The following is a 25,079-nucleotide window of genomic DNA, read 5'->3' as shown; positions in this document are numbered from 1 at the left end:
ACCGAGGAATTACTCTAGGGTTTCGCCGGCTAGCATAGCGTATGACGCAGGGCATCCGAGGTCGTTCTGCAGCAGTGTCAGACGCAACCCGGATCAGGGGCGGGTCGGGAGACAGTCACCCCGAGCCCGTCAACCAATACGACGGCAGAGAGACGAATACATTATGGCGACCGGCAAAGGTGCGGCAGCTTCCGCTAAGGAAGGCAAGTCCCAACCGTTTCAGTTCGTGCCGGGGCCATTTGATCCAGCCACCTGGCTGGAGTGGTCCCGTCAATGGGTACCCGAGGCCAACGGCGATATGCCGTCAGGTTTCCCGGCCGGTATGGCCGGCGCGTTTCCGGGTGGATTCCCGGGCGGCGAGGCATTCGTCCAGGCCTTCCAGAACGCTTTCCAGGGTGCCACCGCGCAGGGTGCGAACGGCATGAATGGCGCCGGCGGCGTGAAGATCGCGCCCGCGCAGCTTGCTCGTATCCAGGAACGCTTTTTCAGGGATTTCGCCGAACTCTGGCGAGAAATGGGCGAGGGCGCCGTGGCAGCCAGCGCGCCTGCGCCCAACGGCGCGGCCAATGCCGATTCAGCCAGCCAGCGCTTGTCCGACAAGCGTTTCGCCAGCCCGGCATGGCGCAACAATGCCCCGTATCGCTATACCGCAGCCTTTTACCTGCTGACGGCCCGCGCCATGACCGAACTGGCCGAGGCGGTCGAGGCCGATCCCAAGGTTCGTCAGCGCATCCGCTTCGCGGTATCGCAATGGGTGGATGCCATGTCGCCGGCCAACTTCCTGGCGACGAACCCCGACGCGCAACAGCGCCTGATCGAATCCGGTGGTGAGTCACTGCGCAAGGGCGTGCGCAATATGCTGGAGGATCTGGCCAGGGGCAAGATCTCGCAGACCGATGAAACAGCGTTCGAGGTCGGCCGCAATATGGCTGTGACCGAAGGCGCTGTGGTCTACGAGAACGAGTATTTCCAGCTTCTGCAGTACAAGCCTCTGACCGACAAGGTCTACGAGCGGCCGCTGCTGATGGTGCCGCCGTGCATCAACAAGTTCTACATTCTGGACCTGCAACCCGAGAGCTCGCTTGTGCGTCATGCGGTGGAGCAGGGGAATACCGTCTTCCTGGTGTCGTGGCGCAACCCCGATGCATCGATGGCCGAGCGCACCTGGGATGAGTACATCGAGCACGCGGCGATCCGCGCGATCGAAGTGACGCGCGATATCAGCGGACAGGACAAGATCAACGTGCTGGGCTTCTGCGTCGGCGGCACGATCGTCTCGACGGCGCTTTCGGTGCTGGCCGCGCGTGGCGAGCGTCCCGCAGCCAGCCTGACATTGCTGACCACGCTGCTGGATTTCGCCGATACGGGCATCCTCGATGTCTTCGTCGACGAAGCGCACGTGCAACTGCGCGAGGCCACGCTGGGTGGGGCCGGCGGCGCGCCGTGCGGGCTGCTGCGCGGCGTGGAACTTGCCAATACGTTCTCGTTCCTTCGTCCGAACGACCTGGTCTGGAACTACGTGGTCGACAACTATCTCAAGGGCAACACGCCGGTTCCGTTCGACCTGTTGTTCTGGAATGGCGACGCCACCAATCTCCCGGGCCCGTGGTACTGCTGGTACCTGAGGCATACGTATCTGCAGGACGAGTTGAAGGTGCCGGGCAAGCTCACGGTCTGCAACGCGCCGGTGGACTTCGGGGCGATCGACGTGCCAACGTACATCTACGGGTCGCGCGAAGACCACATCGTGCCCTGGGCCGCGGCCTACGCTTCCACGGCGCTGCTGCGGAACAAGTTGCGTTTCGTGCTGGGTGCCTCTGGCCATATCGCGGGCGTCATCAACCCGCCGGCCAAGAAGAAGCGCAGTCATTGGACCAATGACAAATTGTCGGAATCGGCCCATGATTGGCTGGCCGGCGCGCAGGAGCATCCGGGAAGCTGGTGGCCGGACTGGGTGACATGGCTGGGCAAGCAGGCGGGTCAGAAGCGTGCCGCGCCAGCCGATTACGGCAATGACCACTACCGGGCGATTGAACCCGCGCCAGGGCGCTACGTCAAACAGCGCGCCTGAGCTTCATAAGGGCCGGCCCGCGACGCCGGCCCGGATTTCGAACCGTTCCGCATTCGTTTTCTCGAAAGGACATCAAATGACCGATATCGTCATCGTTTCCGCAGCCCGTACCGCAGTTGGCAAGTTCGGCGGTTCGCTCGCGAAGATCCCCGCGCCGGAGTTGGGCGCCATCGTGATCAAGGCCGCGCTGGAACGCGCCGGCGTGAAGCCGGACCAGGTGAGCGAAGTGATCATGGGCCAGGTGCTGACGGCCGCCTCGGGCCAGAACCCGGCACGCCAGGCTTCGCGCAAGGCGGGCCTGCCAGACATGGTGCCGGCCATGACCATCAACAAGGTGTGCGGTTCGGGCCTGAAGGCCGTGATGCTGGCCGCCAACGCGATTGTGGCTGGCGAGGCCGAGATCGTCGTGGCCGGCGGCATGGAGAACATGAGCGCCGCGCCGCACGTGCTGCCGGGTTCGCGCGATGGCTTCCGCATGGGCGACACCAAGCTGGTCGATTCGATGATCGTTGACGGCCTGTGGGATGTGTACAACCAGTACCACATGGGTATCACGGCCGAGAACGTGGCCAAGGAATACGGCATCACCCGCCAGGCCCAGGACGAGTTCGCCGTGGGCTCCCAGAACAAAGCCGAAGCTGCCCAGAAGGCCGGCAAGTTCGACGAGGAAATCGTTCCGGTCCTGATTCCGCAACGCAAGGGCGATCCGGTTGCGTTCAAGACCGACGAGTACGTGCGTCAGGGCGCCACGCTGGAAAGCATGGCTAGCCTGAAACCGGCCTTCGACAAGAGCGGCACGGTGACGGCCGCAAACGCATCGGGCCTGAATGATGGCGCCGCCGCTGTGGTCGTGATGTCGGCCGCCAAGGCGCGCGAACTGGGCCTGACCCCGCTGGCGACCATCAAGGCGTACGCCAACGCCGGCGTGGACCCGGCCGTGATGGGCATGGGCCCGGTGCCTGCCAGCAAGCGCTGCCTGTCGCGTGCCGGCTGGGAGGTCAAGGACCTGGACCTGATGGAAATCAACGAGGCCTTTGCCGCTCAGGCACTGGCCGTGCATCAGCAAATGGGCTGGGATCAGTCGAAGATCAACGTGAACGGCGGCGCGATCGCCATCGGCCATCCGATCGGCGCGTCAGGCTGCCGCATCCTGGTCACGCTGCTGCACGAAATGAAGCGCCGCGATGCCAAGAAGGGCCTGGCCTCGCTGTGCATCGGTGGTGGGATGGGCGTGGCGCTCGCAGTCGAGCGGAATTAAGCATCGCAATTGCATTGAGGGGTGTGCCGGCCGTGTGCGTCCAGGACGGATGCGGCCGGCGTGAATAAGAAAGACCAAAGCTTCGACACGATCGGGCGAGCCAACTAGGAGTGGATATGACTCAGCGCATTGCATATGTGACCGGCGGCATGGGCGGCATCGGGACCGCGATTTGCCAGCGACTGGCGCGGGATGGTTACAAGGTGGTGGCGGGCTGCGGCCCGAATTCGCCACGTCGTGAGAAGTGGCTCGAACAGCAACGCGCGCTCGGGTTTGAATTCGTGGCGTCCGAAGGCAACGTCGCCGACTGGGACTCCACCAAGGCAGCCTTCGATAAGGTCAAGTCCGAAGTGGGCGAGGTCGATGTGCTGATCAACAACGCCGGCATCACGCGAGACGTAGTGTTCCGCAAGATGACCCGCGCGGACTGGGATGCGGTGATCGACACGAATCTGACGTCGCTGTTCAACGTGACCAAGCAGGTCATCGACGGCATGGCTGACCGCGGCTGGGGTCGAATCGTCAATATTTCGTCGGTGAACGGCCAGAAGGGTCAGTTCGGTCAGACCAACTACTCGACCGCCAAGGCAGGCCTGCACGGCTTCACGATGGCGCTGGCGCAGGAAGTGGCCACCAAGGGCGTGACCGTGAACACGGTGTCGCCGGGCTACATCGCCACGGACATGGTCAAATCGATTCGCCAGGATGTGCTCGACAAGATCGTCGGCACGATTCCGGTCAAGCGTCTGGGCACGCCCGAAGAAATCGCCTCGATCTGCGCTTGGCTGTCGTCGGACGAGTCGGGTTTCTCCACCGGTGCCGACTTCTCGCTGAATGGCGGCCTGCACATGGGCTGACCGGCGCGCGCGCCGGATGTCGCCGTTGATGCGGCGCATCCAGCGCAGTGCACAAGCATGACCCGGCCGGGCTCCGGCTGGCGTTTCTGGCGGGCGATGCCGCGCATTCGTGCGCGTTCATTGCCCGTTTGTCATCTTTCCACGCTGTTTTGCTGCGGGTTTTCCTTAAACCTTGCCGTCTTTTCTTAGTGCCTTGTTGAGCATAGAATCAGGGCAATAGCGCAACCGGCACCACTGTGGAGCCTTTCGGCTGTGTCCGGTCCGGTTGTTCTTGCGCACTGCATCGCACGCGGTGCAGCAGTACCGAGCGATGGCGCAGCAGCGATGCCGGACAACGGCATCAGCGACGACACAAGGATAGAGCACCGATGGCCACGAGCAAAAAAGGCGCAGAGCGACTGATCAAGAAGTATCCCAATCGCCGGCTCTACGACACGCAGACCAGTACCTACATCACGCTCGCGGATGTGAAACAACTGGTCATGGACAGCGAGGAGTTCAAGGTCGTCGACGCCAAGTCGGGCGAAGAACTCACGCGCAGCATCCTGCTGCAAATCATCCTGGAAGAGGAAACCGGCGGCGTGCCAATGTTCTCGAGCGCGATGCTCTCGCAGATCATCCGCTTCTACGGCCATGCGATGCAGGGCATGATGGGCACCTACCTGGAAAAGAATATCCAGGCCTTCATCGATATCCAGAGCAAGCTGGCCGAGAATTCCAAGGGTCTTTACTCGGGTGAGCCATTCAGCCCGGACATGTGGTCGCAGTTCATGAACCTGCAGGGGCCGATGATGCAGGGCATGATGAGCAACTACATCGAACAGAGCAAAAACCTGTTTGTGCAGATGCAGGAGCAGATGCAGAACCAGGCCAAGTCGATGTTCGGCACGTTCCCGTTCAACCAGCCGGACAAGAAGTAAGCAGGTTCTGTTTTCGCCGCGCAACAGCCGTGCAGTGGTGTCACCACCACGGACTGTTGTGAAAGCGTGGCAAATTCCCATATCCGTGCGTCATTCTCTTTGACGCGTCGAATCGGGCGAGAGGGCATGGTCCAATTGGCCATGCCCTGTTTGTTCAGGGGTCCTGTTCAGACATCATCTCCTCGTCGCCCGATGGAAATCGACAAATTTCAACCGTTCGTACTCGACCTCTACACCCAGCTCGGCCAGGTACAGCGCGACATTGGTTCGCTCACGGCCGGCCAGCAGGCCATGACGGAACAGCTTCGGCAACAAGAAAGCCAGATGCGGGAGTCCGAGTCGCGGATCATTCATGCGATGGACCAGTTCGAGGCTCGTCTCACTGCAAGGGTCGATAAAGTGGAGTCAGATCTATCCGGGCGCATCCAGTCGACCGAGGACAAGCTCTCCGTTATGAAAGTCCGCGTCAACCGGGTGTTCTGGGCAACCGGTGGCGGCGGGGTCGTGTTGGGCCTGGCGCTCGGCTGGAGGCCGATTCTTGCCCGGGCCGCCAGTCTTCTTGGAACGTGATGCGCCCCGGGCACAGAACGAAGCCCGCCAAGGGCAGGCGCGCCAATATCGCTTGCTCAGGGTAAAATCACGGCCTTTCATGGCAATGACGGCGCCCGGCAGGCACGCCGGATGCCCTTGGCCCAGAGCGGCGCGCCACCGGGGACGGTCGGATGCGCCCCGAATCCCCCCTATTTGCGGTGCCCCATGTCGTCTGATACCAACTTGTCCAATCCGCCCAAAGTCGGCTTTGTTTCACTCGGCTGCCCCAAGGCCCTAGTGGACTCCGAGCAGATCATTACCCAGCTCCGTGCCGAGGGATACTCGATCAGCGGCACCTATGACGGCGCCGACCTTGTGGTCGTCAATACGTGCGGCTTCATTGACGAGGCTGTGCAGGAGAGCCTGGACGCGATCGGCGAGGCGCTGACGGAGAACGGCAAGGTGATCGTGACCGGCTGCCTGGGTGCCAAGAAGGATGCCGCCGGGCACGACATCGTGAGTGCCGTGCATCCGAAGGTGTTGGCTGTGACCGGCCCGCACGCGCTGGGCGAGGTGATGCAGGCGGTGCATACGCACCTGCCGAAGCCGCATGACCCGTTCACTGACCTGGTGCCGGCGGCCGGTATCAAGCTGACGCCGAAGCACTATGCCTACCTGAAGATTTCGGAAGGCTGTAACCATCGCTGCTCGTTCTGCATCATCCCGTCGATGCGTGGCGACCTCGTCTCGCGCCCCGTGGCTGAAGTCATGCTCGAGGCCGAAAACCTGTTCAAGGCGGGCGTCAAGGAACTGCTGGTCATCTCGCAGGACACCAGCGCTTATGGCGTGGACGTCAAATATCGCACCGGTTTCTGGAATGGGCGCCCGCTCAAGACGCGCATGACGGAACTGGTGGCCGCGCTCGGCGAGCTGGCGAGCCAGTATGGTGCATGGGTTCGCCTGCACTACGTCTACCCGTATCCGCACGTCGACGAGATCATCCCGCTGATGAACCAGGGCAACGTGCTGCCTTACCTCGATGTGCCGCTGCAGCATGCGCATCCGGATGTGCTCAAGCGCATGAAGCGCCCGGCGAATGCCGAGAAGACACTCGACCGCATCCGCGCGTGGCGCGAAGTCTGCCCGGACCTGACGATTCGTAGCACGTTCATCGCCGGTTTCCCCGGTGAGACCGAGGAAGAATTCCAGACGCTGCTCGATTTCATCGCCGAAGCCGAGCTTGACCGGGTGGGCTGCTTTGCCTATTCCCCGGTGGAAGGCGCCACGGCCAACGACCTGCCCGGTGCGTTGCCGGACGAAGTGCGCGAAGAGCGACGTGCCCGCTTTATGGAAGTAGCCGAGGAGGTCTCCGCCCGCCGTCTTCAGCGCAAGGTCGGCCAGACGCTGCGCGTGCTGGTGGACGAGGTCAATCAGGACGGTGGTATCGGCCGGTCGTCGGCGGATGCGCCGGAAATCGATGGTCTCGTCTATATCGATCCGGCGGCCAAGGCTTCACAGCGCTACAAGACGGGCGACTTCGTCAATGTGAAGATTACCGGCGCCGACGGTCACGATCTTTGGGGTGAAGTGGCGTAAGCCGTACTTGTGCATACAATTAGGTAAAAGTACGGTCGTTCGTTTTCCCGGGGTCGGGTCTATACTGTGCGGCGCAACATGAACGCATGGAGACAAGACATGGCACGTGAAGTGGTGGTTGTCAGCGGTGTGCGCACCGCAATCGGTACCTTCGGCGGCAGCCTGAAGGATCAGGCCCCGACGGATATGGGCGCTCTGGTCGTGCGCGAAGCACTGGCCCGCGCCGGTGTTTCGGGCGATGACGTGGGTCATGTGGTGTTCGGCAACGTGATCCAGACTGAGCCGAAGGACATGTATCTTGGCCGCGTGGCGGCTGTGAATGGTGGTGTGTCGATCAACGCGCCGGCACTGACCGTCAATCGCCTGTGCGGCTCCGGCCTGCAGGCAATCGTCAGCGCAGCCCAGACGATTCTGCTGGGCGATGCCGACGTGGCAATCGGCGGCGGCGCGGAAAGCATGAGCCGCGCGCCGTACCTGGCGCCGATGGCCCGCTGGGGTGCGCGCATGGGTGATGCCAAGCTGGTCGACATGATGCTTGGTGCACTGCACGATCCGTTCCACGCGATCCACATGGGCGTGACGGCGGAAAACGTCGCCAAGGAATATGACATTTCGCGCCAGCAGCAGGACGAAGCCGCGCTCGAATCGCATCGTCGTGCTTCCGCCGCCATCAAGGCAGGCTATTTCAAGGATCAGATCGTTCCGGTTACGCTGAAATCGCGCAAGGGCGACGTGGTGTTCGATACCGACGAGCACGTGCGTCACGATGCGACGATGGACGACATGACCAAGCTCAAGCCGGTGTTCGCCAAGGAGAATGGCACGGTCACGGCCGGTAACGCCTCGGGCCTGAACGACGCCGCCGCCGCCGTGGTGCTGATGGAGCGTGCCGAGGCCAAGCGCCGCGGCCTGAAGCCGCTGGCTCGCCTGGTGTCCTACGGCCACGCCGGTGTCGATCCCAAAACGATGGGTATCGGTCCGGTGCCGGCTACGAAGATCGCGCTGGAACGTGCCGGCCTGACGGTCAAGGATCTCGATGTGATCGAGGCCAACGAGGCATTCGCGGCGCAGGCCTGCGCGGTGACCAAGGCTTTGGGTCTCGACCCGGCGAAGGTCAACCCCAATGGCTCCGGTATCTCGCTTGGCCACCCGATCGGCGCCACGGGTGCGCTCATCACGGTCAAGGCGCTGTACGAGCTGCAGCGTGTACAGGGTCGCTACGCGCTGGTGACGATGTGCATCGGTGGTGGCCAGGGCATTGCCGCGATCTTCGAGCGCGTTTAAAGTCGCGGGCAGTCAATCTGCCCGAGGAAGTCCGTCTTGTCCCGTCCCGTTCTGCTTTGCCTGTTGGCCGTCGCGATGCTGTCTCTCCCAATTGCAGCGCGCGCGGCCGACGGAGCCGTTGTATCGACGGGGCAGGCGGTGGACGGGCAGGGCGGTGGGCTCGGTATCAATGACGCCATTCGTGCCGGTGAGGCCAAGCGGGGCACCTCGCTGTCCACCGGCTCGGCGGGCCCATTGTCACCGCGCCCCGAGTACGCGAAGTATCCGGTCTATACCGGCACGCTCGGCGACAAGCCGGTGCGATTGCGGGTGGCCCCGAAGACCGATACACGGGACAGCCTCCAAGGCGAGTATTCGATCGGGGATGGCAAGAGCGTGCGGCTGCTCTCCGGCGAATGGGAGGACGGCAGCTTCCTGATGGAAGAGTCGGACGACGGCACGCGCGTATCCGGCAATTGGGAAGGGCAGATCGACCAGCAGGGCGTGGTGCGAGGTACCTGGACCGATGCGCTCAACCCCGCGATCATCCTGCCGTTTGTTATCCGGCCGCTTGGCGGCTTCCTGGTGATCCCACCATTCGATAACCGCCAGGGCAGCGGCGCGACGTACGCCCCACCTTCGCCCAAGTCATCAATCTCGACTGAGAAGCCGCGCTGAATCCCCATCGGGCTCGGCTAGTCCGTCCGTCCTGACCTGACGTGTTTTCGCCGGCCTCGCACGTGGCCTGACTGGCATTTGCTGGTAAGCTCGAACGCCTGATTCGACTCCTCCAGGGAAATCGCCGTGTCCGCTTCCGACTCGTCCCGTTACATCAAGACCATTGCCGTCCAGCCAGAACTGGACATCGCGCCGGGCTTCGATTCGTTCTCCACGCCGACCTACCGCGGCTCCACTGTCGTCTTCCGCAACCTTGCCGAACTGCGCGCCTATGGCGACCGCAGCAAGACCTACTGGCGCTATGGCCTGCACGCCACGCCGACCAGCGAGGCGCTTTGCCAGCAACTGGCGCAGATCGAAGGTGGCCGTCACACGCTGCTGTTCCCGTCGGGCCTGGGCGCCATTTCGCTGGTCTATTTCGGCCTGCTGCGTATCGGTGACGATGTCCTCGTCCCAGAAAACGTCTACGGACCCAATCGCGATCATGGCGACTGGATGGCGCGGGAGTTCGGTATTACCGTGCGCCCGTATCATCCGTCGGTCGGCGCTGGAATCGCCTCGATGATCCAGCCGAACACGCGTCTGATCTGGATGGAATCGCCGGGCTCGGTCACGATGGAAGTGCCTGACACCGAGGCGATCGTGGCCGCCGCGAAGGCACGTGGTGTGCTGACCGCGATCGACAACACCTGGTCTGCCGGCGTCTACTATCGGCCGTTCGAGAAGGGCATCGATATCTCCGTGCAGGCGCTGACCAAGTACCAATCCGGTGGCAGCGATGTATTGATGGGCGCCGTGATCACGCGGGATGACCATCTCCACGACCGCCTCAAGCGCACCCGCATGCTGATGGGCTGGGGTGTCTCCGCCGACGATTGCTACCTGGTCCTGCGTGGGTTGGCGAGCATGCCGGTGCGCCTGGCCGCTCACGACCGCGCAGCGCGCGAGGTGGCCGAATGGCTGACGAAACGTCCGGAGGTCGCGCGTGTGCTGCATCCGGCATTGCCCGATTGCCCCGGCCATGCCGAATGGCTGCGGGATTTCAGCGGGGCGAGTGGTCTGTTCTCGATCATTCTGCACAGCCGCTATACGCGCGAGCAGGTCGATGCGTTCGTCGAGGCGCTAAAGCTGTTCGCGATTGGCTGGTCGTGGGGCGGTGCGCACAGTCTGGCTGTGCCCTATCACGTCGACACAATGCGCCCGGCTGGCACGTGGCCGCCCGCTGGATGGGAGAACGCCGGCGAACTGGTGCGGCTGTATATTGGTCTGGAAGACACCCGCGACCTGATCGCCGATCTGAAGCAGGCGCTGGAGTCTCAGCTGCGCTGACGAGCCAGAATGCGCCCGGACGCGCTAGACGCGTTCGAGCGCCGCGGGTTCTTCTGTCTGTTGGGTATTGGGTGATGCGCTACGCAGCGCCCATACCGATTCTGCCGGCCCGCCACGGGCGCGGCGTAGTGTGGCGCGGGCCAGCGCGACATATCCGGCGGCCAGCGCGATCGCGCCAATGTCGAAGCCCGCCACGGCCCAGCGGCCGTTGAGTGCCGCAACGATAAAGTGGTCGCCGGTCAGGATGGCATTCGACAGCGGCACGCTCAGCGTGGCGATCGCCGCAATCCACAGCAATTCCACGGCCGCGCGTGCGGGATGGCGAATCAGGGCCCAGCCCACGGATGCGATGAAGGCGGGCCAGAACACATGGCTGACGGCCTGATCCGGCCAAAGCAGCGCAGCCGGGAAGCACAGCGCAACGCCGATACAGGTGCCGATGCACACCCCAACCGTCGCCTGGGCGAGCAGTCGATGCACGCGAGGCTGTTCGGCCTGCCGCGTCTTGCGGCGTGTTTCGATCCACAGCAAATTGCCCGAGTAGAACAGGAACGCACCCGCCAGCCCCGCCAGCAGATAGACGATCCGCATGGCCAGGTCGCCATACGTGCCGTAGTGCAGCGCGAACATCGCGCTGTAGACCATGTGGTTCGTGTCGCGCGCGCCGGCGGTCTGGTTGGCGATCAGCTTGCCCGCCTCGGGCTCGGCTGCCGCGGCGTGAATGCCCACCGATCCGCCGTTGCCGAGCGTCCGGGTGCTGTCCCCGCGGACTTCGGCCAGCGCGTTCGCGTCACCGTAGTGCTGGAAGCGGATGGCTTCCGGCGTGAACCGATCGCCACCGTGTTCGCGGGCGATTGCCAGCAGTTGCGCCGCCTGCATCGTCGGGGAGGGGCGGCCTGCGGCGGTCACCTCGGGCGTGGCGCCTGTGACGCGTGGCACTACCTCCATCAGCTTGCCGTCGAACGTCAGCACGTTGAAGACCATCACCATGATCAGTGACAGGCAGAAGAATGCGCCGGTGATTGCGAATATCAGGTGGAACGGCAGGCTGAACAGGCCAAGCACATTGTGCGTGTCCATCCAGAAGCGCTTGAGGTTGCGTCCCGGGCGCACCGCGAAGAGGTCCTTCTTCAGGCGCGGTAGATGTAACAGCACGCCGGATACCAGCGCCAGGCCGTACAGGATCGAGATCACGCCCATGAAATACATGCCGTTCATGCCCAGGCCGAGCGAGTAATGCAGGGCGTTCAGGAATGCCGAGAGTTCGCCGGTTGCATGGTCGAGCGAGGTATCGTTCCGCGCGGCGGCATCGCCGTTCAGGCGCGTGCCGTTCATCGTCTGCCAGGCGCCGGACTTGTCCTGCCAGTATGCGTTGAAGTCCGGTTCCTCCTTGCTCGGCAGGCCAACGTAGACACTGTTGGCGGCATCAGGGTGCGCGGCGATGAGTTGCTGTACGAAGGCATCAACGGCAGGGCCGTCGACCTGGACCTCCGTGACGTGCCGGCCTTCCAGCCGGGCAGGGTTCTGCCACACGTGCAGTTCGTGGTGGAAGACCGTGATCGCCCCGGCGAAGAACGCTATGAACAGCGCCCAGCCTGCCATCAGGCCGACCCAGGTATGGAGCGTATTGAATACACGCAGGGTGTTGGGTTTCATGCGGATGTCCCGGAGAGTCTCAGGCGCCCGAAAGCGGGGAGGCAGGCGGCATGAGGTGCATCACCCGTACGCCCCAGAGTACGCCGTAGCAGATCAGGTTGGCGCCAAGCAGCCAGAGCCACGCCGAGCGGCTCGATGCGAACAGCAGGCTCAGGCAGATGATCGCCACCCAGAGCATGAAACCGAGCATGATGGCCACCACCACACCGCTTTCCCAGCCACCGGGCAGCCAGAGAATGCCAAGCGTGCACAGGGCGATTGCCAGCGGCAGGCCCAGCAGCGACCCTGCAAGCCATCGGGTTCCCATCATGGCGTGTTCCTTTCCGCGACGGTGAGGCGCGTGGCGGAGCGCCGCTTCTGCATCCACGTGCCAATGAAAGGCCAGATGGACAGGCAGCAAGTCATGGTGACCAATGTGCTGGCGATGGCTACCGGCCAGCCTTCCGGCACGCTCATTGTCCACGCGCTGGCGAGCGTCAGTCCCAGGCCGAGCCAGCAGGACAGGTGCGGGCGGATCGGCGCAGCGCGGGTGAGAGCCTGGTTGGGCGCGGCCAGATAGAGGCAGGCGGCGCCTGCCAAAGCGAGAAGTACGGCCAACGCCTGCATGAATTGAGCTTTTGCGGATCGACAGAGAACGAAATAATAATGATTCGTATTTAATTGATCAAGCGTGGCAATGCTTGGATGGGTTGGCGGGGTGGCTGAAGAGGCGCTCGACGCCAGCGATGCGGCGAGGCTTGGGGACGACAGGGAGTGGTGCAGCAGATGGTGTCCGGCACCAGCAGCCGGACACCGGAAGGCGGGGACTTAATGCGGGAACAGATTCAGCAGGCCGTCCAGGCCGACATGGTTGAACGCCACGCTGGCCTGCGCGCGCACCACGGGCTTGGCGCGGAATGCCACGGAAAGGCCGGCTACGGCCATCATCTTCAGGTCGTTCGAGCCGTCACCCATCACGATCGCCTGCGACGGATCGGCGCCGATCTGTTCGCACACCTCGCGCACCGTGCGCGCCTTGACGTCGGCGTTCACGATCTCGCCCACCACGTTGCCCGTCAGCTTGCCGTCGACGATCTCGAGCGTGTTGGCGCGGGTGAAGTCCAGCTTCAGGCGCGGCTTGAGCTTGTCGGTGAAGTGGACGAAGCCGCCGGAAACCAGCAGCGTGCGCAAGCCCAGCGCCTGGATGGTCTGCAGCATGTTCTCGGCGCCGGGCGACAGGCGCAGCCGTTCGTCGTACACGCGATCCAGCACGCTGGCGTCCAGGCCCTTGAGCAGCGCCACGCGGCGACGCAGGCTTTCGTTGAAATCGGTGATCTCACCGCGCATCGCGGCTTCGGTGATGGCCGACACCTCGGCCTTGAGGCCGCAGAAATCGGCGATCTCGTCGATGCACTCGATCGTGATCAGCGTCGAGTCCATGTCCATCGCCACCAGGCGGAAGTCCGACAGCTTGCGTCCACCCGGTACCACGGCCCAGTCGATGCCACGTGGCGCGCACGCCGCGTCGAGCGCTTCGCGCAGCGCGGGCGTCAGCGGCGCGCAATCGTCCGCGGTGGCCACGTTGTCGGCGCGGCGCTCGAAGGCGGAGGCGCCGGCAACGGTGCGCAGGGTGTCGAGGTCGGCATTGGCGAGCGGGGACAGGCTCTGGAGAATCAGCGGCATGGCGGGGGTAGGCAGGCGATGCGGGCGTCGCAGGGGTCGCGGGAGTTGAGAGGGCGAGCGGAAGCGCGCGGGAAAGGCGGTATTGTAACCAAGCCTTCCTTCCTGCTTCTGCCTTGCGCGGATATGTCGATATTGCCGTCCGATCTTATGCGGATTTCGTGCATGGATCGGCGAAACCATTCGTTCCGTTCAGATAGGCCCGTCGGTAGCCTTTCTCCCTGACACAAGCCCCGTGCTGCCGCGTGGGGCCCAAAACAGCAGGGCGCAAGATTGCCAACGCGCCACTTCACGACACCTGACGGGAGCAATACAGATGATTCGCAAACTGGCCATCGGCCTCGCCGTTCTTTCGGTACTCGGCGCCGCACAGACCGCCTCGGCCAACACCAACCTGCTCAATGTCTCGTACGACCCCACGCGGGAGCTCTACGTGGATGTGAACGCCGCGTTCGCCAAGGCCTACAAGGCGCAGTCCGGTGACGCCGTGACGATCCGCCAGTCGCATGGCGGCTCGGGCAAGCAGGCCCGCTCCGTGATTGATGGGCTGGATGCCGACGTGGTCACGCTGGCGCTCGGCTACGACATCGACGCCATTGCCGACAAGGGCCTGATCAAGCCCGACTGGCAGAAACGCCTGCCGCACAACGCATCGCCGTACACGTCGACGATCGTGTTCCTGGTGCGCAAGGGCAATCCGAAGCAGATCAAGGACTGGAACGACCTGATCAAGCCCGGCGTGCAGGTGATCACGCCGAACCCGAAGACGTCGGGCGGCGCGCGCTGGAATTACCTGGCCGCGTGGGGCTATGCGCTGCGCCAGCCGGGTGGCAATGAGGCCAAGGCCAAGGAATTCGTCGGCGCGCTGCTCAAGAACGTGCCGGTGCTCGATTCGGGCGCACGTGGCGCCACCACGACCTTCGTCGAACGCGGTCTCGGCGATGTGCTGATTGCCTGGGAAAACGAGGCGATCCTGGCCATCAAGGAACTGGGTCCGGACAAGTTCGACATCGTCGCACCATCGGTCTCGATCCTGGCCGAGCCGCCAGTGGCCGTGGTCGACAAGGTTGTCGACAAGAAGGGCACCCGCAAGGCCGCCGAAGCCTACCTGCAGTTCCTCTACACCGAGGAAGGTCAGGAAATCGCCGCCAAGAACTACTACCGTCCGATCTCGGAGAAGGTGGCCGCCAAGTACGCGGCGAATTTCCCGAAGGTGAAGCTGTTCACGATCGACGAAGTGTTTGGCGGCTGGGCCAAGGCTCAGAAAGCCCACTTTGCCGATGGCGGTTCATTCGACCAGGTCTATCAGCCTGGCAAGCGGTAACACGCGCGGCCGGGGCGGCCACGCTGCCCCGGCGTGCCAGTTGAAGGAGCCCGAAGATGTCCGCAGTTCTCAAGGTTTCATCCCGCATCGCCACGCGGCGATGTCCCGCCTGACCTGATTCCCGATCCACCCCGTCTGCCTTGCCGCTCGTGAAGCCGGCAGGGAGGGGTGTTGCCCGCCGATTCGGGCACAACGCCAGGACCCAAGAACTTCAGATCTCAGAACGCAAGGACACCCGTATGTCATCGCCCATCCGCATCTCTCTTTTCCACAACTCGCTGCGCCGCCGTCTGCTGACCGGTGTGCTGGTGGTTGCCACCGGCCTTTCCTATGTGCTGTTTGCCGGGCCGGCCAAGGCCCAGTCCCAGACCGTCAATCCCAAGCTGCTGCGCATCGGCTATCAGAAGTACGGCACGCTGACGCTGCTCAAGGCGCGCGGTACGTTGGAAAAGCGTCTGGCGCCGCAAGGTATCACGGTCAAATGGACTGAGTTCCCGGCTGGCCCGCAGTTGCTGGAGGGGCTCAACGTTGGCGCGATCGATTTCGGCACGGTCGGCGAAGCGCCGCCGATCTTTGCCCAGGCCGCCGGCGCGCAACTGGCCTACATCGGCAATGAGCCGCCCGCGCCCACGGCGGAGGCCATCGTCGTGCCGAAGAACTCCACGATCAAGAGCGTGGCCAATCTGCGCGGCAAGCGCGTGGCGCTGAACAAGGGCTCGAACGTGCACTACCTGCTGGTGCGCCAGTTAGAGAAAGCCGGGGTGGCCTATGGCGAGATCCAGCCCGTTTACCTGCCGCCCGCCGATGCGCGTGCCGCCTTCGAGCGAGGCGCCGTCGATGCCTGGGTGATCTGGGATCCGTTCCTCGCCGCTGCCCAGAAGCAGCTCGATGCCCGTGTGCTGGTCGATGGCCGTGGCGCGGATGGCAAGAACGTGGTCAGCAACCACCAGTTCTATCTGGCGTCGCGCCCTTACGCGCAAGCGCGTCCCGAGGTGGTGACTGCGATTCTCGATGAACTCGCGCAACTGGGCCAATGGGCCGAGAAGCATCCGAAGGACGCTGCTGCCGTGCTGGTCAAGGAGACTTCGCTCGACCCCGGCGTGCTCGATCTGGCCGTGTCGCGATTCTCGTACGGGGCGAAGCCGGTCTCGCCCGAGGTCCTGGCAGAGCAGCAGCGCATTGCAGATGTGTTCCAGACACTCAAGCTGATTCCCAAACCGATCAGAGTTGCAGACGCTGCGTGGCAAGCCCCCACCACGCAACAGGCGCAGCGCTGATTTTTATCGACCCGCAGGAGGCACGACATGCAAGTTCTCTGGTTCATTCCCACCCACGGCGACAGCCGCTACCTCGGCACGTCGGAAGGCGCGCGCGAGGTCAGCTTCGACTATCTGAAGCAGGTCGCCGTGGCTGCCGACACGCTTGGCTATGACGGTGTGCTGATTCCCACCGGCCGCTCCTGCGAAGACCCGTGGGTGGTGGCATCGGCCTTGGCCGCCGTCACCCGCAAGCTGCGGTTCCTGGTGGCGCTGCGTCCGGGTTTGATGACACCGACACTGGCCGCGCGCATGGCCGCCACGTTCGATCGCGTGTCCAACGGCCGCTTGCTCGTCAATCTGGTCACTGGCGGCGATGTGGCCGAACTGGAAGGCGACGGCTTGTTCCTGAACCACGCCGAACGCTATGAGGCTTCGGCGGAGTTCATCCGCGTGTGGCGCGACCTGCTGGCCGCCAGCCACGAGAACGGCGAGATCAGCTTCGAAGGCAAGCACGTCACGGTCAAGGGCGCGCGCGTGCTGTACCCGCCGATTCAGCGACCGCATCCGCCGGTGTACTTCGGCGGGTCCTCCGAGGCTGCGCACGACCTCGCCGCCGAGCAGGTGGAGACGTACCTGACCTGGGGCGAGCCGCCCGCCGACGTCGCGAAGAAGATCGCCGACGTGCGCGCCCGCGCCGCGAAGCACGGCCGCACGGTGCGCTTCGGCATCCGCCTGCACGTGATCGTGCGCGAGACCGACGCCGCAGCATGGGCGGCTGCCGACGAACTGATCAGCAAGCTCGACGACCAGACCGTGGCACGCGCCCAGGCCGTGTTCGCGAAGATGGATTCGGAAGGGCAGCGGCGCATGGCGGCGCTGCACGCGGGTGGCACCCGTCGCACGCGTGAGGCGCTCGAGATCAGCCCGAATCTGTGGGCGGGTGTCGGACTCGTGCGTGGCGGGGCTGGCACCGCACTGGTCGGCGATCCGAAGACCGTGGCGGCACGCATCGAGGAGTACGCGGCGCTGGGTATCGATACTTTCGTGCTCTCCGGCTATCCGCATCTGGAGGAGGCCTATCGTTTTGCCGAACTCGTGTTCCCGCTGCTGCCGCGCAAGGTGCGCGACAAGTTGCCGGGGCAGGTGCTGTCCGGTCCGTTTGGTGAAGTCATGGCCACCGGCATCGTGCCGATCGCCTCGCAAAGCTGAGGGAGGCTGACCATGAGCGCGCCCCATTCCATTGCGCCACGCCGGATCGACTGGCGCCAGGCCGCCCGCGCGATTGCGCCGTGGATCGTCCCGATCCTTCTGATCGTCGTCTGGCAGGTTGCCTCGCAGGCGGGCTGGCTATCCAACCGCGTGCTGCCAGCACCGTTGGCCGTGGTCGAAGCGGCCTGGACGCTGGCCGCATCCGGCGAACTCTGGAAGCACGTGTGGATCAGCACATGGCGCGCGCTGGTCGGTCTGGCCATCGGCGGCGGTCTGGGTCTCGTACTCGGGCTGCTGACCGGCACGTTTCGCACGGCTGCCACGCTGCTCGACAGCACGCTGCAGATGGTGCGCAACATCCCGCCGCTGGCGCTGATTCCGCTGGTGATTCTCTGGTTCGGCATTGACGAGACGGCCAAGTTATTTCTGGTGGCGCTCGGCGTGTTCTTTCCGGTGTACCTGAATACGTACCACGGCATCCGCGCGGTCGACCCGGCGTTGGTCGAAATGGCGCGCAGCTATGGCCTGTCGGGCTGGCGCCTGTATCGCGAGGTGATCCTGCCCGGCGCGCTGCCCGGCATCCTCGTCGGCGTGCGGTTCTCGCTCGGGTTGATGTGGGTGATCCTGATCGTTGCGGAAACCATCTCCGCCCAATCGGGTATCGGCTACATGACGATGAACGCGCGCGAGTTCCTGCAGACCGATGTGGTGCTGGTGGGCATCCTGCTCTACGCGCTGCTCGGCAAGCTGGCCGACGTGCTGTCACGGGCGCTGGAGCGGCACTGGCTGCGTTGGCACCCCGGTTACCTGTCTGCCTGAACTCTGCCTGAGATCTGTTTGAAGGATGAAGGAGCTTGCGATGATGCATACGCATCCGGTGGAACAGGCTGCGCTGGCCTGGCTTGACGCGAATCTTGCCCGACGTGATGCGGCGCGCCCGGCCGCGCGTGCTTCGCACGGTGTCGGCGGCATCGCGCTGCATGTGGAGCAGGTTGTGAAGCGCTACAACGGGCGCGAGGTGCTGCACGGTGTGAACCTGCGTGCGGCGCCAGGCGAGTTCGTGGCGATTGTTGGTCGTAGCGGGTGCGGCAAGAGCACGCTGCTGCGCCTGGTGGCGGGGCTGGAGTCTGCGGACGCGGGCGCCGTGGCGCTCGACGGTCAACCGGGCGGCACGCCATCGAGTGTCCGCGTGATGTTCCAGGATGCGCGTCTGTTGCCGTGGAAGCGTGTACTCGACAACGTCGCGATCGGCCTGCCGCGCGAACGCCATGCCGATGCGGCTGCGTTGCTCGATCAGGTGGGTCTGGCGGATCGCGCCAACGAATGGCCGGCGCGGTTGTCTGGCGGCCAGCGTCAGCGCGTGGCACTGGCCCGCGCACTGGTTCACCATCCGCGCCTGCTGCTGCTCGACGAACCGCTCGGCGCGCTCGACGCGCTCACGCGGATCGAGATGCAGGCGCTGATCGAATCGTTGTGGCGCCGGCTCGGCTTCACTGCGCTGCTGGTGACCCATGACGTATCCGAGGCCATCGCGCTGGCGGACCGTGTGGTGCTGATCGAAGACGGACGTATCACGCTGGATCAGCAGGTGACGCTGGCACGACCGCGCCAGCGTGGCACTGCGGATTTTGCGCAAATCGAGGACACGGTGCTGCGCCGTGTGATGCGGCAGGAGTCTCCGGCCGCCTCCGATGCCGAACTTCACTTTCGCTCCGCCGAGGAGTTCCTATCATGAGCTTTCAGGCGATCCGCTCGCATCGAAAGCTGTCTTGAAGTCGAATCCATCATGACCATCGATTCCGCACTTGAACGCTATCTTCAAACGTTGCCCCGTGAACCCGTGCCTGGCCGCGAGCTGTGGCGTGACGTGAACGGGCAGGTGCAGGGCCAGTATTTCCAATGCTCGCTGACCAGCGCCTTCGAACCGCTGGTCACGCTGGCCGATCGCGGCGTGGTGGCGCACGAAGGGTCGATCCGTACCTATGCCGAGGATGGCGTGGGGCTGGCGGCGTGGAAGCTGTTTGCTATGGCCGCCGACGACACATCGCTGGTGTCGCTGGATCGCCTGACGCGGCTGGTCCATGCGATCAACTACTTCGCGGCCGATGGCGAGCACAAGCTCGTGCTCAATGTGCACAACCGTTTGCTGGCCGCGGTTGCGGACGATCATGGAGCGGCCTTCCGTCGCGCGCTGGAGTCGCTGGGTTTGCCAATCGGGCGCTTTGTGATCCAGGTGCCTGCCAGCGCGAACGACGACCTGCCGCTGCTGCTGCACGTGGTGGGCAACTACCGGCGCAATGGTTTCGCGGTGAGCCTGCAGGCATCCGACCCCGCCGAGGCCGGCGCCCTGATGGCGCACGCCATGCCGGACTGGCTCAAGCTGGACATGCGCCGCACGTGGACCGACCGTCAACTGAGCGGGCTACGCGCCAGCGCCGAGGGCGCCGGCGTGACGTTGATCGGCCGGCGCCTGCAGGACGACGAGGCCGTCGAGCGCTTGCAGAACGCGGGCATCGTGCTCGGGCAGGGCAGAGTGATCGCCGATGAACCGGTGCCGGCACGCGGATTGCATGTCCGGGCGGTACCGGAACAACACAAACTGGAGAGGGCATGACGATATCGAAGCTGCCGGGCGGGGTGTCCCGGCTGGAAGTGCCACGCGGCTTGCAGATCCTCACCGTGCCGGGCTTGCATGGCAGTGGGGCCGCGCATTGGCAAAGCCGTTGGGAATCGCGCTATCCGGACTGGCAACGCATCGAACAGCACGACTGGAGCCGGCCGAGCCTGCCGCTCTGGGCGGAGCGGGTGTCCGAGGGCGTCTCGCGCGCGTCGCGCGTGGCGCGGCACGGCGCGGTGCTGGTGGCGCATAGCTTCGGTTGCCTGGCGACGCTGCGTCAGGCGGTGCTCGATCCGGTCGGCATTGCAGGGGCGCTGCTTGTGGCGCCTGCCGATCCGGACAAGTTCGGCGTGGCAGCGCTGCTGCCCACATGGCGGCTGCCATTCCCGACCATCGTCGTCGCCAGCACCAACGACCCATGGATGTCGCAACGCACTGCCTTCAGTTGGGGCACGCTGTGGGGCAGTGAACTGGTTGATGCCGGTGCAGCCGGTCATATCAATGCGGACTCCGGCCTGAACGATTGGCCGCAGGGACAGGCCTTGCTCGCCACATTGCTGCAGCGGATCGAGTCGGATGGCCGGGTTCTATCCCTGGGTGATGGATCGACCACCTGGGATATGTCGATCGAAGTGACGCAGGCAGCGCCATATATCTAAAACGTCTAAAGAAATTCGTAAAGATTCGTTCTGTTTATAAGGGCGCATCTGCAAAATTTGTCTCGTAGGCCGGCGCGATATGCGCCGGTTTCATAAGGAAGCGTCGGATGCGGCATAAATGCCCGCCGGCACAAGACCAGACGAGACACGCATGCCTTCCACGATTTCCCTGGCGGACGCCCCCCCGCCGGCCGCCGAAGCACCAAGGCGGCCCGTATCCGCGAGCCAGCGCTTCACGGTGTTGCCGGGCTTTGGCCTGTCGCTCGGCTTCACGATCTTCTACCTGACGCTTATCGTCCTGATCCCGCTGTCGGCCACGTTCCTGAAGACGTTCACGATGACGTGGGACGCGTTCTGGACCACGGTTTCGAACCCGCGCGTGGTGGCGTCGCTGGAACTCAGCTTTGGTGCGTCGCTGGTAGCCGCGATCATCAACACGGTGTTTGGCCTGGTCGTGGCATGGGTGCTGGTGCGCTATCGGTTCTTCGGCAAACGGGTGATCGACGCGCTGGTGGACCTGCCATTCGCGCTGCCCACTGCCGTGGCTGGTATTGCGCTGACCGCGCTGTTCGCGGGCAACGGCTGGATTGGCCGCTGGCTGGAACCGCTTGGCATCAAGGTGGCCTTCACGCCGTTGGGCGTGGTGGTGGCCCTGACCTTCATCGGCCTGCCGTTCGTGGTGCGCACGGTGCAACCGGTGCTCGAGGATGTCGAGCGCGAACTGGAGGAGGCCGCCGCGAGCCTGGGCGCTTCCCGGCTGCAGACGTTCTCGAGGGTGATCCTGCCCGCCATCCTGCCGGCGCTGCTGACGGGCTTCGCGCTGTCGTTCGCCCGTGCCACGGGCGAGTACGGATCGGTCGTGTTCATCTCCGGCAACATGCCGATGGTCTCCGAGATCGCGCCGCTGATGATCTACTCGAAGCTCGAACAGTACGACTACGCCGGTGCCACGGCCGTGGCCGTGGTGATGCTGGTGATCTCCTTCGTGCTGCTGTTGCTGATCAACCTGTTGCAAGCCTGGACGCGCCGTCACCAGAGCGGTGTCCGTGCCGCCGCGCTGCCCGATGGCAATCCGGAGGTGAACTGAGATGGCTGGTGCAATTTCCCGTCTGGGTGGCCCAGGCGCCCCAGGTACCCACGTACAGGCCGCACAGTTCCCGCACGACGCCACTGGCGAATCACGCTGGGTGCGGTACGGGCTGATCACGGTCGCGGTGCTGTTCCTGGGGCTGTTCCTGTTCATCCCGCTGGCGTCAGTGTTCTATGAGGCGCTGCGCAAGGGTGTCGATACCTATCTGGCTGCATTGACCGAGCCGGATGCCGTGTCGGCCATCAAGCTGACGCTGACGGTCGCCGCGATCGCGGTGCCGCTCAATGTGGTGTTCGGCGTGGCCGCCGCGTGGGCCATCGCCAAGTTCGATTTCCGCGGCAAGAACCTGCTGATCACGCTGATCGACCTGCCGTTCTCGGTGTCGCCTGTGATCTCCGGCCTGATCTACGTGCTGATGTTCGGCGCGCAGGGTTGGTTCGGACCATGGCTGGAGGCGCACGACATCAAGATCATGTTCGCCGTGCCCGGGATCGTGCTGGCGACGATCTTCGTGACGTTCCCGTTCGTGGCGCGCGAGCTGATTCCGCTGATGCAGGCGCAGGGCAGCGAGGAGGAAGAGGCTGCCATCGTGCTGGGCGCTTCCGGCTGGCAGACGTTCTGGCACGTGACGCTGCCGAACATCCGCTGGGGCCTGCTATACGGCGTGATTCTCTGCAACGCGCGGGCGATGGGCGAGTTCGGCGCCGTGTCGGTGGTATCGGGTCATATCCGCGGCCTGACCAACACCATGCCGCTGCACGTCGAGATTCTCTACAACGAATACAACTTCGCGGCCGCGTTCGCGGTGGCGTCCCTGCTGACGCTGCTGGCGCTGGTCACGCTCGGTATCAAGACGCTGGTCGAAATCCGCGCCAGCCGGGAACAACTGGAAGGGCAGCCATCATGAGCATTCAGGTCAGGAACGTACACAAGCGCTTTGGCGATTTCGTAGCGCTCAACGACGTCTCGCTGGACTTCGCCGAAGGCGAACTCACCGCGCTGCTGGGGCCGTCGGGCTGCGGCAAGACCACGCTGCTGCGAATCATCGCGGGCCTGGAGCGCGCCGACGCGGGACAGGTGGTGCTGGCAGGGCAGGATGCCTCGACCCAGCACGTGCGCCAGCGCAATGTGGGTTTCGTGTTCCAGCATTACGCGCTGTTCAAGCACATGACCGTATTCGAGAACGTGGCTTTCGGCCTGCGCGTGAAGCCGCGCGGCGAGCGTCCGTCCGAGGCGAAGATCCGCGAGAAGGTGAAGTCGCTGCTCGAACTCGTGCAGCTCGACTGGCTTGCTGATCGCTTCCCCGCGCAGTTGTCGGGCGGTCAGCGCCAGCGCATCGCACTGGCTCGCGCATTGGCCGTGGAACCACGCGTGCTGCTGCTCGACGAGCCGTTCGGCGCACTGGACGCCAAGGTGCGCAAGGAACTGCGCCGCTGGCTGCGCCGGCTGCACGACGATTTGCACGTTACCAGCGTGTTCGTCACGCATGACCAGGAGGAGGCGCTTGAAGTGGCCGACCAGGTGGTGCTGATGAACCGTGGCAGCGTAGAGCAGTTCGGCACGCCCGAGGCCGTGTACAACCACCCGGCCACGCCGTTCGTGTTCGGCTTCCTGGGCAACGTGAACCTGTTTCACGGCCGGCTGGAGGTGGGTGACAGCGGCGGCCTGCTGCACACCGGCGAGGCCGTGCTGCCCGTGGTCGGTAGCGGCCATGAGACCGAGGGCGATGCGGTGGCCTATGTCCGTCCGCATGATCTCGACCTTGAACGCTATGCGCCGGGCACCGACGGCATCGCGGTAACGCTGCGTCGCGCGCTGACGCTGGGCCCGGTGGCCCAGCTCGAACTCGAACGCGAAGACAACCAGGACGTGATCGAGGTGGCGCTGCCGCTCGAGCGCTTCCGCCATCATGGTTTCAAGGAGGGCGAACTGCTGGCGGTACGGCCGCGGCAGTTGCGTGTCTTCAATCAGGGCCGGACAACACAAGAACAGGGAGCGGCACGATGAATTTCCAGCAACTGCGATCGATTCGCGAGGCGGTGCGCCGCCAGTTCAACCTCACCGAAGTGGCCAACGCGCTTTACACGTCGCAGCCCGGTGTGTCCCGCCAGATTCGCGAGCTCGAGGAAGAGCTGGGTGTGGAGATCTTCGAACGCTATGGCAAGCGGCTGACCGGCCTGACCGAGCCCGGCCGGGAGATCGTCCGCATCGTCGAGCGCCTTCTGCTCGAAGCGGAGAACCTGCGCCAGGCGGGCGACGAGTTCGCCGGCCGCCATACGGGCCGGCTGACTGTCGCCACCACCCACACGCAGGCGCGCTACGCGCTGCCCAAGGTGGTGCAGAGCTTCCGGCGCGAGTATCCGCATGTGACGCTGGCGCTGCAGGAAGCGTCGCCGGCGCATATCGTCGAACTGCTGCTGACGGGGCAGGCCGATATCGGTATCGCCACCGAGGCCGTGGCCAGCGAAGCCGGTCTGACTTCATTCGAGGCCTATAGCTGGCAGCACGTGATCGTGGTGTCGCCCGACCATCCGCTGACGCGGCTGCCCGAGCCGACGCTGGAGGACATCGCCAACTTCCCGCTCATTACCTACGACGCGGGCTTCACAGGCCGCCGCAAGATCGACGGTGCGTTCGCCGAGGCCGGCCTGCAGCCGGAGATCGTGCTGACCGCGATGGACGCTGACGTCATCAAGACCTATGCCGAGCTGGAACTGGGCGTGGGCATCATCGCGTCGATGGCGTATGACGCGCGCAAGGACGAAGGGCTGGTGCGGATCTCGGCCGACCATCTGTTCGAACCGAACGTCACCAGCGTGGCCGTGCGACGCGGCGCTTATCTGCGCGGCTACGCCCATGCGTTCATCAACATGTTCGCGCCGCACCTGTCGCGCGACACGGTCTCCACGGCCCTGGCCGAATCCGCGCATCGCCCGGCGCTGGCTGCTGCCTGAGTTGGCGGCCCCGGCAGGCGTCGGGGCCATCGCCACGTTTGGCGCTTTCCGCTCGCTTGTCGGGCTCCACTACCTTTCGCGCCATCTGTCGCCGGTTCGTCGCACGGCGCTTCCGTCCCGGGCCGGTCCGGCGTAAAGTGCCCCCATCG

At 64.4% G+C, this 25,079-nt stretch carries 24 protein-coding genes; 20 read left to right on the top strand and 4 right to left on the bottom strand.

The annotated features are described in order from the left end of the window. The first annotated feature begins 163 nt into the window (after positions 1–163). The 9 genes from phaC (at position 164) to WD006_RS15300 (ending at position 10,503) form a co-directional block, all read left to right on the top strand. Positions 164–2,071 carry a class I poly(R)-hydroxyalkanoic acid synthase gene (gene phaC, locus WD006_RS15340; protein WP_029308102.1) on the top strand — a complete coding sequence of 636 codons (1,908 nt, stop codon included), beginning with the start codon at positions 164–166 and terminating at the stop codon, positions 2,069–2,071. Positions 2,072–2,147: 76 nt separating this feature from the next. Beyond that, positions 2,148–3,329 carry an acetyl-CoA C-acetyltransferase gene (locus WD006_RS15335; protein WP_008646824.1) on the top strand — a complete coding sequence of 394 codons (1,182 nt, stop codon included), beginning with the start codon at positions 2,148–2,150 and terminating at the stop codon, positions 3,327–3,329. A gap of 116 nt (positions 3,330–3,445) precedes the next feature. Continuing rightward, positions 3,446–4,186, top strand: a complete 741-nt coding sequence (locus WD006_RS15330) for a 3-ketoacyl-ACP reductase (protein ID WP_008646821.1) — start codon at positions 3,446–3,448, stop codon at positions 4,184–4,186. A 368-nt stretch (positions 4,187–4,554) separates the two neighbouring features. After that, on the top strand, positions 4,555–5,106 hold the full coding sequence (gene phaR / locus WD006_RS15325) for a polyhydroxyalkanoate synthesis repressor PhaR (RefSeq protein ID WP_011516122.1): 552 nt from the start codon (positions 4,555–4,557) through the stop codon (positions 5,104–5,106). 192 nt (positions 5,107–5,298) lie between these two features. Further along, positions 5,299–5,676, top strand: a complete 378-nt coding sequence (locus WD006_RS15320) for a hypothetical protein (protein ID WP_227874087.1) — start codon at positions 5,299–5,301, stop codon at positions 5,674–5,676. Positions 5,677–5,862: 186 nt separating this feature from the next. Continuing rightward, on the top strand, positions 5,863–7,233 hold the full coding sequence (gene rimO / locus WD006_RS15315; RefSeq protein ID WP_011516124.1) for a 30S ribosomal protein S12 methylthiotransferase RimO: 1,371 nt from the start codon (positions 5,863–5,865) through the stop codon (positions 7,231–7,233). A gap of 99 nt (positions 7,234–7,332) precedes the next feature. Continuing rightward, positions 7,333–8,517, top strand: a complete 1,185-nt coding sequence (gene bktB / locus WD006_RS15310; RefSeq protein ID WP_029308100.1) for a beta-ketothiolase BktB — start codon at positions 7,333–7,335, stop codon at positions 8,515–8,517. A 75-nt stretch (positions 8,518–8,592) separates the two neighbouring features. After that, a complete protein-coding gene (locus WD006_RS15305; protein WP_011516126.1) occupies positions 8,593–9,174 on the top strand; it encodes a hypothetical protein in 582 nt (193 codons plus the stop codon). 120 nt (positions 9,175–9,294) lie between these two features. Beyond that, positions 9,295–10,503 carry a cystathionine beta-lyase gene (locus WD006_RS15300; protein ID WP_029308098.1) on the top strand — a complete coding sequence of 403 codons (1,209 nt, stop codon included), beginning with the start codon at positions 9,295–9,297 and terminating at the stop codon, positions 10,501–10,503. Between the two features lie 24 nt (positions 10,504–10,527). On the opposite strand, the gene WD006_RS15295 is transcribed toward WD006_RS15300, so the two are convergent. The 4 genes from WD006_RS15295 to serB form a co-directional block, all read right to left on the bottom strand. Next, positions 10,528–12,159 carry a PepSY-associated TM helix domain-containing protein gene (locus tag WD006_RS15295; protein WP_029308097.1) on the bottom strand — a complete coding sequence of 544 codons (1,632 nt, stop codon included), beginning with the start codon at positions 12,157–12,159 and terminating at the stop codon, positions 10,528–10,530. A gap of 19 nt (positions 12,160–12,178) precedes the next feature. Continuing rightward, a complete protein-coding gene (locus tag WD006_RS15290; RefSeq protein ID WP_029308096.1) occupies positions 12,179–12,469 on the bottom strand; it encodes a hypothetical protein in 291 nt (96 codons plus the stop codon). Next, positions 12,466–12,765 carry a hypothetical protein gene (locus WD006_RS15285; RefSeq protein WP_029308095.1) on the bottom strand — a complete coding sequence of 100 codons (300 nt, stop codon included), beginning with the start codon at positions 12,763–12,765 and terminating at the stop codon, positions 12,466–12,468. Before WD006_RS15285 ends, WD006_RS15290 begins: the two co-directional genes overlap by 4 nt. A gap of 201 nt (positions 12,766–12,966) precedes the next feature. Further along, positions 12,967–13,821 (bottom strand): phosphoserine phosphatase SerB, encoded by an 855-nt coding sequence (gene serB / locus WD006_RS15280; protein ID WP_011516131.1) that lies wholly within the window; start codon positions 13,819–13,821, stop codon positions 12,967–12,969. Between the two features lie 313 nt (positions 13,822–14,134). Here serB and WD006_RS15275 point away from each other — a divergent pair, with 313 nt between their 5' ends. The 11 genes from WD006_RS15275 to WD006_RS15225 all read left to right on the top strand — a co-directional run bounded on the left by WD006_RS15275 (position 14,135) and on the right by WD006_RS15225 (position 24,930). Next, entirely contained in the window at positions 14,135–15,142 is a 1,008-nt protein-coding gene (locus WD006_RS15275; protein WP_008649171.1) for a sulfate ABC transporter substrate-binding protein, read from the top strand. Between the two features lie 239 nt (positions 15,143–15,381). Continuing rightward, complete coding sequence (locus tag WD006_RS15270) at positions 15,382–16,419, top strand: sulfonate ABC transporter substrate-binding protein (RefSeq protein WP_029308094.1); 1,038 nt, start codon at positions 15,382–15,384, stop codon at positions 16,417–16,419. 27 nt (positions 16,420–16,446) lie between these two features. Then, entirely contained in the window at positions 16,447–17,610 is a 1,164-nt protein-coding gene (gene ssuD / locus WD006_RS15265) for an FMNH2-dependent alkanesulfonate monooxygenase (RefSeq protein WP_011516133.1), read from the top strand. Positions 17,611–17,622: 12 nt separating this feature from the next. Next, positions 17,623–18,429, top strand: coding sequence for an aliphatic sulfonate ABC transporter permease SsuC (gene ssuC / locus WD006_RS15260; protein ID WP_008649165.1), 807 nt, complete (start codon positions 17,623–17,625; stop codon positions 18,427–18,429). A 43-nt stretch (positions 18,430–18,472) separates the two neighbouring features. Next, positions 18,473–19,345 (top strand): ATP-binding cassette domain-containing protein, encoded by an 873-nt coding sequence (locus tag WD006_RS15255; RefSeq protein WP_175582382.1) that lies wholly within the window; start codon positions 18,473–18,475, stop codon positions 19,343–19,345. 51 nt (positions 19,346–19,396) lie between these two features. Next, on the top strand, positions 19,397–20,224 hold the full coding sequence (locus WD006_RS15250; RefSeq protein ID WP_011516135.1) for an EAL domain-containing protein: 828 nt from the start codon (positions 19,397–19,399) through the stop codon (positions 20,222–20,224). After that, positions 20,221–20,886 (top strand): RBBP9/YdeN family alpha/beta hydrolase, encoded by a 666-nt coding sequence (locus WD006_RS15245; RefSeq protein WP_029308093.1) that lies wholly within the window; start codon positions 20,221–20,223, stop codon positions 20,884–20,886. The genes WD006_RS15250 and WD006_RS15245 overlap by 4 nt, the downstream gene beginning before the upstream one ends. Before the next feature lie 151 nt (positions 20,887–21,037). Further along, the gene (gene cysT / locus WD006_RS15240) at positions 21,038–21,973 is read left to right on the top strand and encodes a sulfate ABC transporter permease subunit CysT (RefSeq protein ID WP_008649158.1); all 936 of its coding nucleotides are present in this window, start codon (positions 21,038–21,040) and stop codon (positions 21,971–21,973) included. 1 nt (position 21,974) lies between these two features. Then, positions 21,975–22,883 carry a sulfate ABC transporter permease subunit CysW gene (gene cysW, locus WD006_RS15235; RefSeq protein WP_029308092.1) on the top strand — a complete coding sequence of 303 codons (909 nt, stop codon included), beginning with the start codon at positions 21,975–21,977 and terminating at the stop codon, positions 22,881–22,883. After that, positions 22,880–23,983 carry a sulfate/molybdate ABC transporter ATP-binding protein gene (locus WD006_RS15230; RefSeq protein ID WP_011516139.1) on the top strand — a complete coding sequence of 368 codons (1,104 nt, stop codon included), beginning with the start codon at positions 22,880–22,882 and terminating at the stop codon, positions 23,981–23,983. Before cysW ends, WD006_RS15230 begins: the two co-directional genes overlap by 4 nt. Then, the gene (locus WD006_RS15225) at positions 23,980–24,930 is read left to right on the top strand and encodes a CysB family HTH-type transcriptional regulator (protein WP_011516140.1); all 951 of its coding nucleotides are present in this window, start codon (positions 23,980–23,982) and stop codon (positions 24,928–24,930) included. The genes WD006_RS15230 and WD006_RS15225 overlap by 4 nt, the downstream gene beginning before the upstream one ends. Positions 24,931–25,079 lie beyond the last annotated feature (149 nt).

The organism is Cupriavidus sp. Met-2, from assembly GCF_049843575.1.
GTDB classification, from domain to species: domain Bacteria; phylum Pseudomonadota; class Gammaproteobacteria; order Burkholderiales; family Burkholderiaceae; genus Cupriavidus; species Cupriavidus metallidurans.
This window is presented reverse-complemented; position numbering and strand designations above follow the sequence as displayed.

Coding starts and splice junctions, on each gene's coding strand:
- phaC (WP_029308102.1), top strand. CDS start 164: ATGGCGACCGGCAAAGGTGCGGCAGCTTCCGCTAAGGAAGGCAAGTCC.
- WD006_RS15335 (WP_008646824.1), top strand. CDS start 2,148: ATGACCGATATCGTCATCGTTTCCGCAGCCCGTACCGCAGTTGGCAAG.
- WD006_RS15330 (WP_008646821.1), top strand. CDS start 3,446: ATGACTCAGCGCATTGCATATGTGACCGGCGGCATGGGCGGCATCGGG.
- phaR (WP_011516122.1), top strand. CDS start 4,555: ATGGCCACGAGCAAAAAAGGCGCAGAGCGACTGATCAAGAAGTATCCC.
- WD006_RS15320 (WP_227874087.1), top strand. CDS start 5,299: ATGGAAATCGACAAATTTCAACCGTTCGTACTCGACCTCTACACCCAG.
- rimO (WP_011516124.1), top strand. CDS start 5,863: ATGTCGTCTGATACCAACTTGTCCAATCCGCCCAAAGTCGGCTTTGTT.
- bktB (WP_029308100.1), top strand. CDS start 7,333: ATGGCACGTGAAGTGGTGGTTGTCAGCGGTGTGCGCACCGCAATCGGT.
- WD006_RS15305 (WP_011516126.1), top strand. CDS start 8,593: ATGCTGTCTCTCCCAATTGCAGCGCGCGCGGCCGACGGAGCCGTTGTA.
- WD006_RS15295 (WP_029308097.1), bottom strand. CDS start 12,159: ATGAAACCCAACACCCTGCGTGTATTCAATACGCTCCATACCTGGGTC.
- WD006_RS15290 (WP_029308096.1), bottom strand. CDS start 12,469: ATGATGGGAACCCGATGGCTTGCAGGGTCGCTGCTGGGCCTGCCGCTG.
- WD006_RS15285 (WP_029308095.1), bottom strand. CDS start 12,765: ATGCAGGCGTTGGCCGTACTTCTCGCTTTGGCAGGCGCCGCCTGCCTC.
- serB (WP_011516131.1), bottom strand. CDS start 13,821: ATGCCGCTGATTCTCCAGAGCCTGTCCCCGCTCGCCAATGCCGACCTC.
- WD006_RS15275 (WP_008649171.1), top strand. CDS start 14,135: ATGATTCGCAAACTGGCCATCGGCCTCGCCGTTCTTTCGGTACTCGGC.
- WD006_RS15270 (WP_029308094.1), top strand. CDS start 15,382: ATGTCATCGCCCATCCGCATCTCTCTTTTCCACAACTCGCTGCGCCGC.
- ssuD (WP_011516133.1), top strand. CDS start 16,447: ATGCAAGTTCTCTGGTTCATTCCCACCCACGGCGACAGCCGCTACCTC.
- ssuC (WP_008649165.1), top strand. CDS start 17,623: ATGAGCGCGCCCCATTCCATTGCGCCACGCCGGATCGACTGGCGCCAG.
- WD006_RS15255 (WP_175582382.1), top strand. CDS start 18,473: ATGCATACGCATCCGGTGGAACAGGCTGCGCTGGCCTGGCTTGACGCG.
- WD006_RS15250 (WP_011516135.1), top strand. CDS start 19,397: ATGACCATCGATTCCGCACTTGAACGCTATCTTCAAACGTTGCCCCGT.
- WD006_RS15245 (WP_029308093.1), top strand. CDS start 20,221: ATGACGATATCGAAGCTGCCGGGCGGGGTGTCCCGGCTGGAAGTGCCA.
- cysT (WP_008649158.1), top strand. CDS start 21,038: ATGCCTTCCACGATTTCCCTGGCGGACGCCCCCCCGCCGGCCGCCGAA.
- cysW (WP_029308092.1), top strand. CDS start 21,975: ATGGCTGGTGCAATTTCCCGTCTGGGTGGCCCAGGCGCCCCAGGTACC.
- WD006_RS15230 (WP_011516139.1), top strand. CDS start 22,880: ATGAGCATTCAGGTCAGGAACGTACACAAGCGCTTTGGCGATTTCGTA.
- WD006_RS15225 (WP_011516140.1), top strand. CDS start 23,980: ATGAATTTCCAGCAACTGCGATCGATTCGCGAGGCGGTGCGCCGCCAG.